This is a genomic window from Methylocella silvestris (genome assembly GCF_002891535.1).
GTDB lineage: Bacteria > Pseudomonadota > Alphaproteobacteria > Rhizobiales > Beijerinckiaceae > Methylocapsa > Methylocapsa silvestris_A.
Genome location: NZ_PDZR01000005.1, coordinates 1 through 12,896 on the forward strand (window position 1 = coordinate 1; position 12,896 = coordinate 12,896).

Annotated in this window: 14 protein-coding genes and 1 pseudogene; 8 read left to right on the forward strand and 7 right to left on the reverse strand. The window is 61.9% G+C overall.

The window, feature by feature from the left end; genetic code table 11:
* The 3 genes and pseudogenes from CR492_RS06520 to CR492_RS06530 form a co-directional block, all read left to right on the forward strand.
* Window positions 1-128 (forward strand): annotated as a pseudogene (locus tag CR492_RS06520) (IS5 family transposase); the annotation flags it as partial.
* A 322-nt stretch (window positions 129-450) separates the two neighbouring features.
* Window positions 451-735, forward strand: a complete 285-nt coding sequence (locus tag CR492_RS06525; protein WP_102842946.1) for a KGG domain-containing protein — start codon at window positions 451-453, stop codon at window positions 733-735.
* Between the two features lie 121 nt (window positions 736-856).
* The gene (locus tag CR492_RS06530; protein ID WP_245411993.1) at window positions 857-1,252 is read left to right on the forward strand and encodes a cytidine deaminase; all 396 of its coding nucleotides are present in this window, start codon (window positions 857-859) and stop codon (window positions 1,250-1,252) included.
* 101 nt (window positions 1,253-1,353) lie between these two features.
* Here the strand turns inward: CR492_RS06530 and CR492_RS06535 are convergent, their stop codons facing one another.
* On the reverse strand, window positions 1,354-1,563 hold the full coding sequence (locus CR492_RS06535; protein ID WP_012590813.1) for a cold-shock protein: 210 nt from the start codon (window positions 1,561-1,563) through the stop codon (window positions 1,354-1,356).
* 592 nt (window positions 1,564-2,155) lie between these two features.
* Here CR492_RS06535 and CR492_RS06540 point away from each other — a divergent pair.
* Window positions 2,156-2,692: a formaldehyde-activating enzyme gene (locus CR492_RS06540; protein WP_102842947.1), complete on the forward strand. Its 537-nt coding sequence runs from the start codon at window positions 2,156-2,158 to the stop codon at window positions 2,690-2,692.
* 21 nt (window positions 2,693-2,713) lie between these two features.
* Here CR492_RS06540 and CR492_RS06545 read toward each other — a convergent pair whose 3' ends face one another.
* Window positions 2,714-3,340 (reverse strand): nitroreductase family protein, encoded by a 627-nt coding sequence (locus tag CR492_RS06545; RefSeq protein ID WP_102842948.1) that lies wholly within the window; start codon window positions 3,338-3,340, stop codon window positions 2,714-2,716.
* A gap of 94 nt (window positions 3,341-3,434) precedes the next feature.
* Here CR492_RS06545 and CR492_RS06550 point away from each other — a divergent pair, with 94 nt between their 5' ends.
* On the forward strand, window positions 3,435-4,427 hold the full coding sequence (locus tag CR492_RS06550; protein ID WP_102842949.1) for an MBL fold metallo-hydrolase: 993 nt from the start codon (window positions 3,435-3,437) through the stop codon (window positions 4,425-4,427).
* A gap of 186 nt (window positions 4,428-4,613) precedes the next feature.
* Window positions 4,614-5,669: a hypothetical protein gene (locus CR492_RS06555; RefSeq protein ID WP_146030189.1), complete on the forward strand. Its 1,056-nt coding sequence runs from the start codon at window positions 4,614-4,616 to the stop codon at window positions 5,667-5,669.
* 31 nt (window positions 5,670-5,700) lie between these two features.
* On the opposite strand, the gene CR492_RS06560 is transcribed toward CR492_RS06555, so the two are convergent.
* Both CR492_RS06560 and CR492_RS06565 read right to left on the reverse strand, forming a co-directional pair.
* A complete protein-coding gene (locus tag CR492_RS06560; protein WP_102842951.1) occupies window positions 5,701-7,071 on the reverse strand; it encodes an L-serine ammonia-lyase in 1,371 nt (456 codons plus the stop codon).
* A gap of 73 nt (window positions 7,072-7,144) precedes the next feature.
* Window positions 7,145-8,107 carry a DUF5996 family protein gene (locus tag CR492_RS06565; protein WP_180982455.1) on the reverse strand — a complete coding sequence of 321 codons (963 nt, stop codon included), beginning with the start codon at window positions 8,105-8,107 and terminating at the stop codon, window positions 7,145-7,147.
* A gap of 259 nt (window positions 8,108-8,366) precedes the next feature.
* On the opposite strand from CR492_RS06565, the gene CR492_RS06570 reads away from it, so the two are divergent.
* Window positions 8,367-9,104, forward strand: a complete 738-nt coding sequence (locus CR492_RS06570; RefSeq protein WP_102842952.1) for a type 1 glutamine amidotransferase — start codon at window positions 8,367-8,369, stop codon at window positions 9,102-9,104.
* 61 nt (window positions 9,105-9,165) lie between these two features.
* Here CR492_RS06570 and CR492_RS06575 read toward each other — a convergent pair whose 3' ends face one another.
* Window positions 9,166-9,579 (reverse strand): DUF1236 domain-containing protein, encoded by a 414-nt coding sequence (locus tag CR492_RS06575; RefSeq protein WP_102842953.1) that lies wholly within the window; start codon window positions 9,577-9,579, stop codon window positions 9,166-9,168.
* Window positions 9,580-9,880: 301 nt separating this feature from the next.
* Here CR492_RS06575 and CR492_RS06580 point away from each other — a divergent pair, with 301 nt between their 5' ends.
* Window positions 9,881-10,564, forward strand: coding sequence for a DUF1236 domain-containing protein (locus tag CR492_RS06580; RefSeq protein ID WP_146030190.1), 684 nt, complete (start codon window positions 9,881-9,883; stop codon window positions 10,562-10,564).
* A 69-nt stretch (window positions 10,565-10,633) separates the two neighbouring features.
* On the opposite strand, the gene efeO is transcribed toward CR492_RS06580, so the two are convergent.
* Window positions 10,634-11,479 carry an iron uptake system protein EfeO gene (efeO, locus tag CR492_RS06585; protein WP_102842955.1) on the reverse strand — a complete coding sequence of 282 codons (846 nt, stop codon included), beginning with the start codon at window positions 11,477-11,479 and terminating at the stop codon, window positions 10,634-10,636.
* Window positions 11,480-11,589: 110 nt separating this feature from the next.
* Window positions 11,590-12,894: an iron uptake transporter deferrochelatase/peroxidase subunit gene (gene efeB, locus CR492_RS06590; protein WP_102842956.1), complete on the reverse strand. Its 1,305-nt coding sequence runs from the start codon at window positions 12,892-12,894 to the stop codon at window positions 11,590-11,592.
* Window positions 12,895-12,896 lie beyond the last annotated feature (2 nt).

The window sequence follows — 12,896 nt, forward strand, 5'->3', positions numbered from 1 at the left end:
GCTTCAACAAACTGAAAAACTGGCGCCGCTTGGCGACCCGCTACGACAAGACCGCCGAAAGCTACCGCGGCTTCGTCCTCATCGCCGCCGTCCGACTATGGATGAGGGTATTTGTCAACAGGACCTAGGCTGCGCCGAAAACCACGGCGCGATCGGCGGATCGAAACGTCTTGTAGCGTCGACTTATTCTCTGTCGAACCACAAACTTTCTTGATCAGGAAACCTTTAGCGGCGCCGTCGCGTTAGGAACTTAGGATCAGAATGATGGTCGGACTATGTTTTGGCGCGAGTGCAGGCGCCCAAATATAGACCATGTCGTTCTGAAACAACGTTTACTGCATCGCAGCATCAAATCTTTCGGTAAATAACGTGATCTTGAACAAACTGCCGAAACCTTTAGCGGCGCCAGACATTACATTTTCAAGACGTCTATTCAGAGAGAGCAAAGCGATGAGCGCAGTCGAAACCACCAAAAAAACCTCTACGCGAGGCTTCGCCTCGATGGACCCGGAAAAGCAGCGCGCGATCGCTCGCAAGGGCGGCGAAAGCGTTCCGCATGAAAAGCGCAGCTTTTCGCAAAACCCCGGCCTCGCTGCTGAGGCCGGCCGCAAGGGCGGTCAGAGCGTCAACCCGAACAAGCGCAGCTTCTCGCGCAATCACACGCTCGCTTCGGAAGCCGGCCGCAAGGGCGGTCACGCCTCCCACGGCGGCCCGAAGAAGCCCGACTCGGAATAAAGCTTTTAAAAGAAACAAGGATGCGGTAGCGACTCACGCGCTATCGCATTTTTGCGGCTGGACCTCATTTCGATTATTTGCACCGGAGGGAACGCTGCCAGATTCTCCGGCTGCCGCGGCGTTGGACGCCTTATTTGAAGCCGCCTCCGTAGCGCGCCAGAACGCCTATGCGCCCTATTCGCGCTTCAAGGTCGCCGCCTCCATCCGCACCCCGTCCGGCTCCATCTATAGCGGCGTGAATGTCGAGAGCGCGTCGTTTCCGGTCGGCACATGCGCAGAGGCAGGAGCGATCGCGGCGATGGTGCTCGCCGGCGAGCGGCAGATTTCCGAAATTTTGATTGTTGGCGAGGGCGATGCCTTGGTGACGCCCTGTGGCGCGTGCCGGCAAAGAATCTTCGAGTTTGCGGGGGGCGGCGATCCGCGCATCCATGTCGCCGGCCCCGGCGGCGTTCGCACGAGCTTTTCGCTACACTTGCTGCTTCCGCACGCTTTCGGTCCAGATCTCATGCCGCCGTGACTTGCGTCTCGGCGGAATTTATTGTCGACGATCAACCAATACTTGAGACGAGCTCAATGAAAAAGCCCCGGCGTTGGCCAGGGCTTTAGAAATGGCGTCGTTCAGGCTGCGCGAAGATTGCCGGCCGACGATTTGCCGGTCCGCTTGTCCGCGATCACTTCGTAGTTGATCTTCTGGCCTTCCTGCAGGTGACGCAACCCTGATTGCTCCACAGCGCTGATGTGGACGAACACGTCTTTCCCGCCGTCATCAGGCTGGATAAAGCCGTATCCCTTGTCTGGATTGAACCACTTCACAGTTCCCGTAGTCATATAAGGCATCCCTAGAATCGTAATAGGCGAGCGTCAATCGATGACGCCGATGTCGCATCGTCGTTTTTGAGAGGTCGTCAGCAGACGCAAAATGCGATAGCCAAGTCGTCGGTGGAAAACACGACATGCCCCAACATAGGGCGACTGCGCGGCGAACACAAGCGGGCTATGCGTCAATTTGACAAACAGCCGAAATTTTGAATCTGGTGTATAAATTTAACGCAGAGCGGTTTGGCTTGTAGCGCGGTATTTCGGAGCAGCGCCGCCTTTTCTTAGAAGTAGAAACCGAAACTCGACGTCGGCGGCCGCCGGAGATGCTTGTTGGAGCACTCGGCCGTGATATAGATTTCCTACAAATGACGCCTTTGCAAGACGCCGATCGTTCATCTCCGCAAGTATTGCGGTTCCGGCCGCTTCGGCATGTATTTCACGCCGCCATTTGAATCGCGCCATTCATCTCTGCTCAACGCGCGAGAATTTCGCGATCATCGCCGGCTGCTGCCTCGATCTGGGACGACGCCGCCGATGATCGCCCTTCCGCGCCGTTCGAGACGGTGCTATTCGACCGCCTCATTCATCAACGGGATTGACCATGAGCGAAATTTGGCTGCGCACGGGCGAGGCGACGGTTATGGCGGCGGACGGGCAATTTACCGACGCCATGCCCGAGGTGATGATCGGTGACGTCAAGGGCCCGGTCGGCCACGCCTTCGCCGCCATGGCGGGGCAAAGCGCCGGCCACCCGCGCATGTTCGTCATCCGCGACCTCAATCAAATGGTTCGTCCGCCGACCATGATGACGACTAAGGTCACCGTGAACTCGACCGCCTATGTCGAATTGCTCGGCGGGGTCGTGCAGGCGGCGACAGGCGACGCCATCGTCGATTGCCTGAAGGACGGCGTGCTGCCCAAGGATCAGGCGAATGATCTTTGCATGATCATCATGGTCTGGCTCGACCGGCGCTGCGCCAGCGACCCGAACCTCGACAGACGCGACCTCTACCGCACCAATTACGAGGCGACGAAGCTCGCCATCGCGCGGGCGATGAATTTCCAGCCAAGCGTCGATGAACTCATCGAAAACCGCGCGACGATCAGCCATTACGCGCTCGAAGGCGTCCTCGACTGATTTCTCGCCGAACGCCCGTACTCAGGCTGGCGTCCAGCGGCTGACGATGGCGTCGATGTCCGGCCGTTTGCGCTCGGCCGGACGCTCTTTCGCCGTGCCAAGGAAAATCACGCCCGCCACTTTTTCGTGGGCGCGGACCCCGAAAAGCGCGCGCGCCCCCACGCTGGTCGCGGCAAAGCCCGTGACCCAGTTGGCGTCAAAGCCGAGGGCGTTGGCGGCCGTCAGAAGATTCATGCAAACGGCGCCCGCGGACAGCTCCTGCTCGAAGAGTGAGATTTTCGCGGCGGGATCAGGGCTGCTGACGACGATGATCGTGACCGGCGCGGCGATAAAAATCCGCGCCATCAGCGCCGTAAATTTCTGAAGCTTTGCGGGCTCCGTCGCGGCGTATTCGACGGCGTAGCTGCGCGCAACTTCGCGGCTCGCATCCGCGCGCGCCTCGCCCTCGATCAGAATAAAGCGCCAGGGCTCGAGCGCGCCATGGTCGGGCGCGCGGCAGGCGATCGTCAGGATGCGGCGGAGTTGGCCGTCATCAGGGCCGGGTTCGCCGATGGCGGCGACGGCGGCGGAGCGGCGAGTCTCCATCAAAGATAACAACGCCTCGCCATCGCTGGCGCCGTTTTGCGTGGGATCGGCGGATTTGGTCATGTCGCGCTCCGGGGCCCCTCTTTGCTTCAGCCTTACGCTTGACTTACCCTGGCGGCAACCTATTGTTTTTACTCTGTATCTGGAATAAATAAAGATGCCCGGCTCAAAGCGGAACCGCTATTACGCAGGCCCCCCGTCCGACCATTTCGACGGCGATCGTTTCTTCAATCCGGACGATGAGCGCAGAAGCCGCGGGCTCGGCGCGCTTCTGCGCTGGCGCTTTTCGGGCGCCAAGGCGAAATGGCCGAAGTCTGTTCCGAGCCCCTACGTCGATCATCCGCCGGAACGCGTCGCCGACCTCAGGATCACCCTGATCGGCCACGCCTCGATGCTAATCCAGGCGGGCCTCTGCAACATTCTGGTCGATCCGCATTGGTCGGACCGCGCCAGCCCGTTCTCCTTCGCGGGACCAAAGCGCGTCAACCCGCCCGGCGTCGCCTTCGACGATCTGCCGCCGATCGACGTCGTGCTTATCACCCATGCGCATTACGATCATCTCGACATGCCGACTCTGCGCCGCCTGTGGCGCATTCATCGCCCGCGCATCCTGGCGCCGCTCGGCAATGACGCGATCATCCGCCGCGGCGATCCCGATATGGAAGTCGCAACCGGCGACTGGGGCGATCGCTTCGCGCTGTCGGACAGCGTCGCCGCAAGCCTGACGCCGGCGCGTCACTGGTCGGCGCGAACCTTGAGCGATCGCAACATGTCGCTCTGGTGCGGCTTCGCCATCGAGACGCCGGCAGGCCTCATCTACCACGTCGGCGACACAGGCTTTGGCGACGGAAGGATTTTTCGCAGCGTGCGCCGCCAATTCGGCGCGCCCGCGGTCGCGATCATTCCGATCGGCGCCTATGCGCCGCGCTGGTTCATGTCGCCGCAACATGTCGATCCGGCCGAGGCGGTCGCGATCATGCGCGAATGCGGCGCGCTCCAGGCGCTTGGCGTGCACTGGGGCGCCTTCCATCTCAGCGACGAAGCCCATGACGCGCCCCCGCGGGAGCTTGCCATCGCCCTCAATGCCCACGGCGTCGCGGCGAAGCATTTCGTTCCGCTGCAGCCAGGCGAGGTCTGGCAGACGCGCTGAGCCGGGGAATTTTTTCGCAAAGCTGCGGAGTTTTACGCCTGGAGGATGCGCTCCAACCGCGGGTCGGAAATATTCTCCAACCGCCGCGATGTGGGATTTTCCACCAGAGCGGCCCCGAAAATTGCGCTTCAACGGACCTGCCGCGGCAATTCCGGCCGGCGGCGCAAGGATCGGAGAAACAGCGTCATGGCTCAAGTTACTTATGCCGACATTCCATCGCTCACCCTGTGGATGCGCGATTCCAGCGTCGCGTTCGCGACCCGCAAGCAAGACATCATCCTGACGCGCGTCGATCGGTTGCTTGAAGACTACCAGAAATCGGAAACGGATCCCGGCCGCCAGAGCCTCATTCTCTGCGACCTCTTTCTCACCATCGATTGTTGGGTGAAGAGTTTTCACGCGCGCAACGTCAACTGCGAAAAGGGCCGCTATCCCGCGATGATGAATTTGTTCGGCGCGGTCGTGAAGCAGTTAAAAGTCGCCTTTGTCGTTCATTCGGATGTCGAGCTTTCCAATGCGCTGAAGGAGTTCCTCGGCCTTGGCATGAGCGCTGGCGGCCATGTCACGGACCAGAGTTCTCCGCTCAAAGCGTTCAGCGACGACGAACGCGCCCGCGCCCGGCTGTGGTTCAAGGACGGTCTCGCCTATCAGGTTCCATGGTGGGAGAATTCGCGTAGCCTGAAGAAGCAATTGGCCTCGTCATATCACGGCTACATCGAGATGAAGCGCGGCGAGATGGGCGGCCAGTCGCCAAGCTATTGCGGCTTCGTGATGACGCTCGATCGCGAAATTTATATGCGCAAGCAGGATCGGGACGCGCATCAATTTCATTCATCCTATAATGGCGGCGCCCGCGTCATCATGGCCGGCACCATGCTGGTCAGGAGCGGCCGCATCCTCGGAATTCGCACCGATAGCGGCCACTACAAGCCCGGCGTTCACAATCTCAACACCTTTCTCTGGGCGCTTTTGATGTTCGGCGTCGAGCTCAGCCCGATCGCGATCCTCGATCATAAGGGCGAGTATGTCGCCTCGGCCGATAAATTCCTCGCCGACAACTATAAATGGAGCCGCTATCTCGACGGCCGCGAAAGCGAGATCGAAAAGCTTCGCGCGGCGCAAACCGCGAGCGGTTTCGACAACCGCGCCAAGTTCGGGAAGCGCGACGATCTTCAGGCGCCTCCGAATGACGGCGCAAAGCCCCTGATCGACAACCCCTATGAGGAGGCGTCGGCCTCGTGAAAGCAGCGGCGCCGCTCCGCCCCGCGAGCGGTCAGCACTCCGTAAAATTGACCGCGAGGCCGCCTTGCGAGGTCTCTTTATATTTGCTCTGCATGTCGGCGCCGGTTTGATACATGGTCGCGATGACCTGATCCAGCGAGACGCGATGGACGCCATCGCCGTTGAGGGCGAGCGAGGCGGCGTTCACGGCCTTGACCGCGCCGAAGGCGTTGCGTTCGATGCAGGGGATCTGCACGAGCCCGCCGATCGGATCACAGGTCATGCCGAGATGATGCTCCATGCCGATCTCGGCGGCGTTCTCAATCTGCTCATTCGAGCCGCCGAGCGCCGCGGCGAGACCGGCCGCAGCCATCGAGCAGGCGACGCCGACCTCCCCCTGGCAGCCAACCTCGGCGCCGGAGATCGAGGCGTTCATCTTGAACAGCGCGCCAACCGCCGCCGCCGTCAGGATAAAGGCGCGCATCCCAGCGTCCGAGGCGCCGGGGCAATAGTCGCGATAGTAGCGCAACACCGCGGGCACAACGCCAGCCGCGCCATTCGTCGGCGCAGTGACGATGCGGCCGCCCGCGGCATTTTCTTCGTTGACGGCGATCGCAAACAGGCTGATGCGATCCATGATCTCGTGCGGCGCCCGTTGATTATGAATCCGGGCCGCTTCGAATTTCGCGAGCAGCATTTTGGCGCGCCGGCGCACGCGCAGGCCGCCCGGCAGTTCGCCATCGAAGCGAAGCCCGCGATCAATGGCGTTCATCATCGTATCAATGACAAGATTGATATGACGGTCGACCTCCACTGCGGAGCGCACGGCGAGTTCATTGGCCTCGACGATCCCTGCGATCGACAGCCCTGCCGTCGCGCACATATCGAGAAGCTCGGCCGCGTCCGCAAAGGGATAGGGAAGATCGACTGCCACGCCGGCGACGTGGTCCAGTTCGTCCTCCCGCGTGATAAAACCGCCGCCGATCGAGCACCAACGCTCGTCCGAAAGGAGGCGTTCATCGTCGTCGAAGGCGCGCAAGCGCAACGTGTTCGGATGACGCGGCGTCTCGCTCATACGGTCAAAAACAATGTCGCGGGCGGGGTCAAAACCAATCGCCTTGAGGCCGCCCAAGGAAAGCGAACGGCTTTGTCCAATATCCGCGATGATCTGATCGGCATGATCCGGATCGACCGTGTCGGGACGCTCGCCGGCAAGACCCAGCATCACCGCCTTGTCGCTGGCATGGCCGCGCCCCGTCCAGGCGAGCGACCCGAAAAAATCAACGCGCAAGCGCTTCGTCGCGGCGAGGAGGCCGGCAAGGCGCAGCCCATCGGTAAAGGCCGCCGCCGCCTTCATCGGGCCGACGGTGTGCGACGAGGAGGGTCCGATGCCGAGCTTGAAAATCTCGAACAGACTGATCAAACGGGCGCCCCGCGAACGAGCGGGGCGGGCGGAACGGCGGCGGCGTGTTCAGTCATTCAAAATCCTTGCCGCCTCAAACCAAGGGTTGATCCACAGGATCGTAGCCGCGTTCGAGCGAGGTTCGATCCCATTTGCCGCGCTCCGCCGCCGCAAGATAGGTGCTTTGCAAGAAACGCATCAGCGCGGCCTCCGGCGAGGGCGCCGTGCGCACGCTGTCATAGGGCAGAATGAACTCTTGCAACGCCTCACTGAAAAACGCGCCATCGGGTTGGACCGGGGCGGACGAAAAACCCTCGGGGGCCGGATAGGCGTAGGAATAGAAAGCCGGATAGTCGATCCCTCCCCCGCCCGGCCAGAAGCCGGCGCTGCTCACCTCATGTGAATAGGCGTCGCGGACGACGGCGAGCGGCAGGTGCGGAACGCCGCCCGGATGCGGCGGCGCCCGCCGGCCGGAAAATCGCGTCGCGGCAAGATCAAAACTGCCCCAGAAAAAATGCACGGGGCTGCTCTTGCCGATGAAGGCGGCGCGAAAATTCTGCAAAACGCGATCGATCGCCAGCAGCGCTGTCCAGAAGCGATGCGCATAGTCGGCGTCATAGGCGGCGTGAACGCGGTCCTCGCTGAAGCGGATGGGCTCCGGCAGTTCATTCGGCGTCCCGCTGATTTTCGACGGCAAACCGAGACTTTCGAGACCGGCGATGAACGCCGCAAAAAAATCGGCGATCGGCTGCGCACGCAGCGGCGCGCTCCATCGGGCGCCATCACTTGCCTCGACGATGAGCAGATGGTCGATGAAGTCGAAGCGGATTTCAAACACGCGCCCGCGATCGAACATAGGCCCCGTCGTCAGGCCGCGCGCGGCGAGGTAAAGCGTCCCAGTCCAGGCATGATTGAGCGCGGGCGTATGTCGCAGCCGAACCTTGCCGACGATCTGCGTCATGAGATGCAGCGTCGCGGCCGTGTCGCGCCAGGCCTCAAACGGGAGGTCCGGCCAGGCACCCGAAGGCAGGGCCGCAGCAGGCGGAGTCAAGGGCATGGCCTTCCTCGTTCAGCTAACAGGGCGTCTCATATGGGGAGCGCCGGCGCTCTGCGCGAGCTTGGGGCTGTCCCCCCGCAGCGCGTCAGGCTTTGGATTGACGCCCTTGACGCGCCGCGCTGTTTCTTTCCACTATAAAAATATTCTTTTCAATAGGGCTGCGAGGGCTCGCATCTTGCTTCAACGAGTTCCGTCAACAACCAGGGCTGACCGCCAAGCGTCAAGGCAAAGATCTTTGGCCCTCTGTCAGGGAGTTTAGATGCGTATTCTGGTCTTTCAGCATCTTTCGGTCGAGCATCCCGGCATCTTCCGCAGCTTTTGGTCCGAGGCGGGCCATGAATGGCGCGCCGTCGAACTCGATGAGGGGGAACCGATCCCGACCCTTGACGGCTACGATCTCCTTGTCGTCATGGGCGGGCCGATGGACGTCTGGCAGGAGAAGGCGCATCCATGGCTCGCGCGCGAGAAGGCGGCGATCCGGCATTGGGTCGAACGGCTGGAGCGGCCCTATTTCGGCGTCTGCCTCGGCCATCAGCTCCTTGCCGCCTCGCTTGGCGGCAAGGTCGGTCTTATGGCGCGCCCCGAAGTCGGCCTGTCCGCCGTCGATCTGACGCCGTCGGGACAGGATGATCCCCTGTTTCAAGGCTTTGCGGCGGGCTTTGAAACGTTCCAGTGGCATGGCGCCGAGGTGTCACGCCTGCCGCCCGGCGCAAAGATCCTCGCCGGCAACTCGGCCTGTCCGGCGCAGGCGATCCGTTACGGGCGGCATGCCTATGGCGTGCAGTTCCACATGGAGATCGAGGCCTCCGCGGTCGACGAATGGGAGCAGATTCCGGAATATCGGGAAAGTCTGGAGAAAGCCCTTGGCGCTGAAAAGGCCGCCCAGCTCGGGCGCGACATCACGCCCAAGCTTGAGGCATTCAGCCAATCCGCGCGGCTCGTCAACGACAATCTGATGAGGATCCTCGCGCGCGAAGCCAAGCGCGAGGCGGTCTAACTGGACTTCGCAGCGAGGGGGCGAGAGGGAAAGCCTCACGCCCGCCGCCTTCAACCGGAGTTTACTCGATCACTTCGACGATGCGTCCGGTGTTCGGGTCCACCAGGACCGGCACGCCATTGACGACGGTGTAGCGATACCCTGGCGCTTGATACTCCGGCGGGACGTCATAGTAGGTCACTCCGGCGTTCGGGAGCACGGCGCCGACGCGAAGGGGCTCTTCGTAGCGGTAGGACGTCACATGCTCGCGCTGAACGTAGCTGCGAAAGCGGGGGCGCTGCTCGACGCCCAAAATTCCGCCGACCGTGCCGGCTGCCGCTCCCACGGCTCCCCCGACGATTGCGCCGACCGGGCCTGCCGCCGCGCCCCCTTCTTGCGCCCCGCGCTCCGCGCCGGGCACGAGCCCCTGCGCCACGGCCGCGCCGCTCATCAGAGTCGAAGCCATCAGCACCGATAAAAAGAATTTGGAGGACATTGCCGGATCCTTTCGGGATTGGGTTTATCAAAAAACAACGCTGAAAAAATTCACTCTTCGTTGCAGGCCCCCAAACGTCAGCCGGCGTTGATAAGTTCCCTGCCAGCTCCCAGCGGCTCATTCGAAGCATGTCATGCGGCAGACGTCGAATACACCCAGCCGCCGGGCGCTTTCAACGTGTAATAGCTAATTGCCAACCTTTCGTTCTACCATTGCGTGGCTGAAATTGTCTGGGTCTATGACGGAACTACTTTCTTAAGCTCCAGTTCAACGCGCAGGATCATCAGCCAAGGAAAACGTCATGACACGGAGAATTGCATTTGGCCGTCTGGCGACGGCCGCACTTTTTGCAGGTTTGACGCTGGGCCTCGCACAAACGGCGGGCGCCCAGCAGGGAGCCGCGGGACCGGGCGCAGCGGACGCCAGCCCAGCGGGACCTGGAGCCGCAGGCGGCGCGGGTGCGAAGGGCTCAGGCGGCGCGGGTTTGGCGGCATCGCCCGGGAAGGCGGCCCCGGCTGCAAAAGCAGAGGCGCCGGCTGGAGGCGGGGCGGGCTCGCAGAGCGCCGAGCGCCCCGTTAGCGGCGTGGGAAAAAGCGGCGAGGCTAAGACGTCAGCGCAACAAACCGGCGGCGAAATACCGGGCAGTCAGCCGCAGGCCGGCGCGCAAAGCGCCGGCGATCGCAACAGAGCTGGGGGAGCAGGCGACACCCACCGCTCCGCAACCTCCGAGATCGACGCCGGACAACGGACAAGAGTCCATACCGAACTCGCGCGCGCCCACATCAGGGAGGCGCCAAATCTCAACGTCAACCTGCGGATTGGCGCGACAGCTCCGCGCACAATTACAGAGTATTGGGAGCCGGTCCCTCCCACGATCATCAATATCGTTCCGGCCTGGAGCAGCTATCGCGTCATTCGAGTCGGCAATGAGATCCTCATCATCGAACCAGACACATTCGCAGTGGTGGCCGTAATCGAGGGTTAGCTCGGCCAAAAATCCAATTCCTTGCCGGACGGGCTGCGTCCGGCAAGGGTGAGTTCCCCCGGCGGCGCGCTAATTGAGTCCGAGTTTTCCGCGCAAGGTCGACAGATCTTCGGCGAGCGTGTTAACCGAGGCGGCGAGCACCTTGCGGTCGGCGTCGGTCAGCTTCTCATAGGATTCATAGCCGTTCGCCGTCTTGTATTTGCCGAGCGTCTTCGCAACGGTCGTGAAATTGCCGTCCACCTTTTTGACGAAGGTCTTGTCGTTCTTTTCGATCAGAGGCTTGAACAGGTCGAAAATCTTCTTCGAGCCGTCGAAATTGGCCTGGAAGTCATAAAGGTCGGTATGGCTGTAGCGATCTTCCTCGCCGGAGATCTTGGTCTTGGCCACTTCCTCCATCAACGCCGCCGCGCCGCCGACGACCTTCTCTGGCGGGAAGGTCAGATCCTTGATCCGCTTCGCGAGTTCTTCGACATCGGTCTGCAGCTTGTCGGCGGTTGGCGAGAGTCCGTCCGTGCTCTTTTTTTCGAACAGCCCATATTCGAGGCGGTGAAAGCCAGTGAAGCCGTCATCGTCCTCTTTCTTGTCGTGATCATCGGCGCGCGAATCGATCGCCTTGTCGAGATCGTCGAACAGTTCGGCGATCGGTTCGATCTGCTCATAATGCATGCGCGTCGGCCCGAACAGCGCCTGCGCCTTTTTGAGGTCGCCGGCCTTCACCGCGTCGGTAAAAGCCTTGGTGTCCGCGACCAGCTTCTTTGTCGCGGCCGAAACGTAAATCTTGTAGTCGGTCACAGGCGCGACGAGATCGAGCGGCGCGACCTCGGCGCGGGCGAATTGCGCGCCGCCTACGATCGAGAGCGCGACGCCTGCGGCAAGAAGCCCGGCAAGACGAGTTGGGCGCTGAGGCAATTTCATTTGTTTGCTCCTGTATGGTTGATCTCATCGCCGCGTGCGACGCGTCATGGATCTTTTTGCCGGGAAATGAGGTGGCGTCGCTGCGGACGCCTCTGGGTGGTTTGAAGGCTTCAGGACAGAGCGATGCCCGCCGCCTCCAGCATGGAGCGGCCGAGGAAATCCTGGTCGTCCCGGGCGCCTGGAAGCGTGTAGAAAAATCCGCCGCCAATCGGATTGATGTATTCCTCGAGCGGTTCGCCATCGAGCCGATGCTGGACGGCGATAAATCCCTTCTCCAGATCGGCCTGATAGGCGATGAAGAGGAGGCCCATTTCGAGCTGGCCGGATTTGGACACGCCATTCGAATAGTTGAACGGGCGGCGCAAAATGAGATTGGCGCGGGTTTCCGGCGTGCGCGGATTGGCAAGCCTGATGTGGGCGTCCATCGGCGTGATCTTGCCTTTGGGATCGGCGGCGAAATCTGGAACATCCGCTTCGGTTTTGCCGTCGAAAGGCGCGCCGGATGGCTTCTTCCGGCCGATAATCCGCTCCTGCTCGCCAAGCGGCGTGCGGTCCCAGCGTTCGACGAAATTGCGGATGATGCGCACAGCCTGATAGGTTCCCCCGACTGCCCAGGCCGGCTCTTTCGAGCCCGGCTGGACCCAGACGATCTCATTCATAACCGCCGGATCGCCGGCGTGCGGATTGGCTGATCCGTCGCGGAAGCCGAGAAAATTGCGCGCGCTTTCCGGCGGCTGGCCGGGCTTTGCCGGTAGCGCCGGAACATAGCCCTCCTGCTTCCAGCGCAGCACAAGAAGATCGGGCAGGCTCTTCAAGATGTCGCGCAGCGCGTGGATATTGGCGTCAGCGGAATTTGAAGAAAACTGCAGCGACAGATCGCCGTGGCACAGCGCCGGATCCAGCGAATCATTCTTGAAACTGGTCATTCGCGTCAGGACCGCGGGCTTCACTTTCTCGAGGCCAAAACGCTCATCGAACATCGAGGAGCCGACCGACAGGGTCGCCGTCAGATTGTCCGGCTCGACCACCGGGCCGAGCAGCCCCGAGTCCGGCGGCGGCAGGCGAGGGTCAGCCTCCGGCGGGGTCCATCCTTGCGTCAAAAGGGCGAAGCGGGTCGTCAGCGTCCTGAACAGGCGCACGAGGTCGGGCGGGCTCGAGGCGATCACATCGAACGTGGCGATCATGCCGAATTCGGGGCGCGGCGTGACGATTCCCGCCTGGTGCGCGCCGTAGAAAGGGTTGCGCTGCTGCTGTTTTTCGCTGATCGGCGCGTTGGTGACATTGCTGCTATCGCTTTGTGCGAGCGCCCTTTGCGGCGCGCCCGCTGAAAGCGCGCCGGCAAGAGCGCCGCCCGCGAGCAGAAGGCTGCGGCGATCCGGGGAAAGGGAGAGCGGAGGGGCCTTGCGAGTCGACATTG

Bases quoted from the DNA above. Each gene is read 5' to 3' on its own strand.
- CR492_RS06525 (WP_102842946.1), top strand. From the start codon at position 451: ATGAGCGCAGTCGAAACCACCAAAAAAACCTCTACGCGAGGCTTCGCC.
- CR492_RS06535 (WP_012590813.1), bottom strand. From the start codon at position 1,563: ATGACTACGGGAACTGTGAAGTGGTTCAATCCAGACAAGGGATACGGC.
- CR492_RS06540 (WP_102842947.1), top strand. From the start codon at position 2,156: ATGAGCGAAATTTGGCTGCGCACGGGCGAGGCGACGGTTATGGCGGCG.
- CR492_RS06545 (WP_102842948.1), bottom strand. From the start codon at position 3,340: ATGACCAAATCCGCCGATCCCACGCAAAACGGCGCCAGCGATGGCGAG.
- CR492_RS06550 (WP_102842949.1), top strand. From the start codon at position 3,435: ATGCCCGGCTCAAAGCGGAACCGCTATTACGCAGGCCCCCCGTCCGAC.
- CR492_RS06555 (WP_146030189.1), top strand. From the start codon at position 4,614: ATGGCTCAAGTTACTTATGCCGACATTCCATCGCTCACCCTGTGGATG.
- CR492_RS06565 (WP_180982455.1), bottom strand. From the start codon at position 8,107: ATGCCCTTGACTCCGCCTGCTGCGGCCCTGCCTTCGGGTGCCTGGCCG.
- CR492_RS06570 (WP_102842952.1), top strand. From the start codon at position 8,367: ATGCGTATTCTGGTCTTTCAGCATCTTTCGGTCGAGCATCCCGGCATC.
- CR492_RS06575 (WP_102842953.1), bottom strand. From the start codon at position 9,579: ATGTCCTCCAAATTCTTTTTATCGGTGCTGATGGCTTCGACTCTGATG.
- CR492_RS06580 (WP_146030190.1), top strand. From the start codon at position 9,881: ATGACACGGAGAATTGCATTTGGCCGTCTGGCGACGGCCGCACTTTTT.
- efeO (WP_102842955.1), bottom strand. From the start codon at position 11,479: ATGAAATTGCCTCAGCGCCCAACTCGTCTTGCCGGGCTTCTTGCCGCA.
- efeB (WP_102842956.1), bottom strand. From the start codon at position 12,894: ATGTCGACTCGCAAGGCCCCTCCGCTCTCCCTTTCCCCGGATCGCCGC.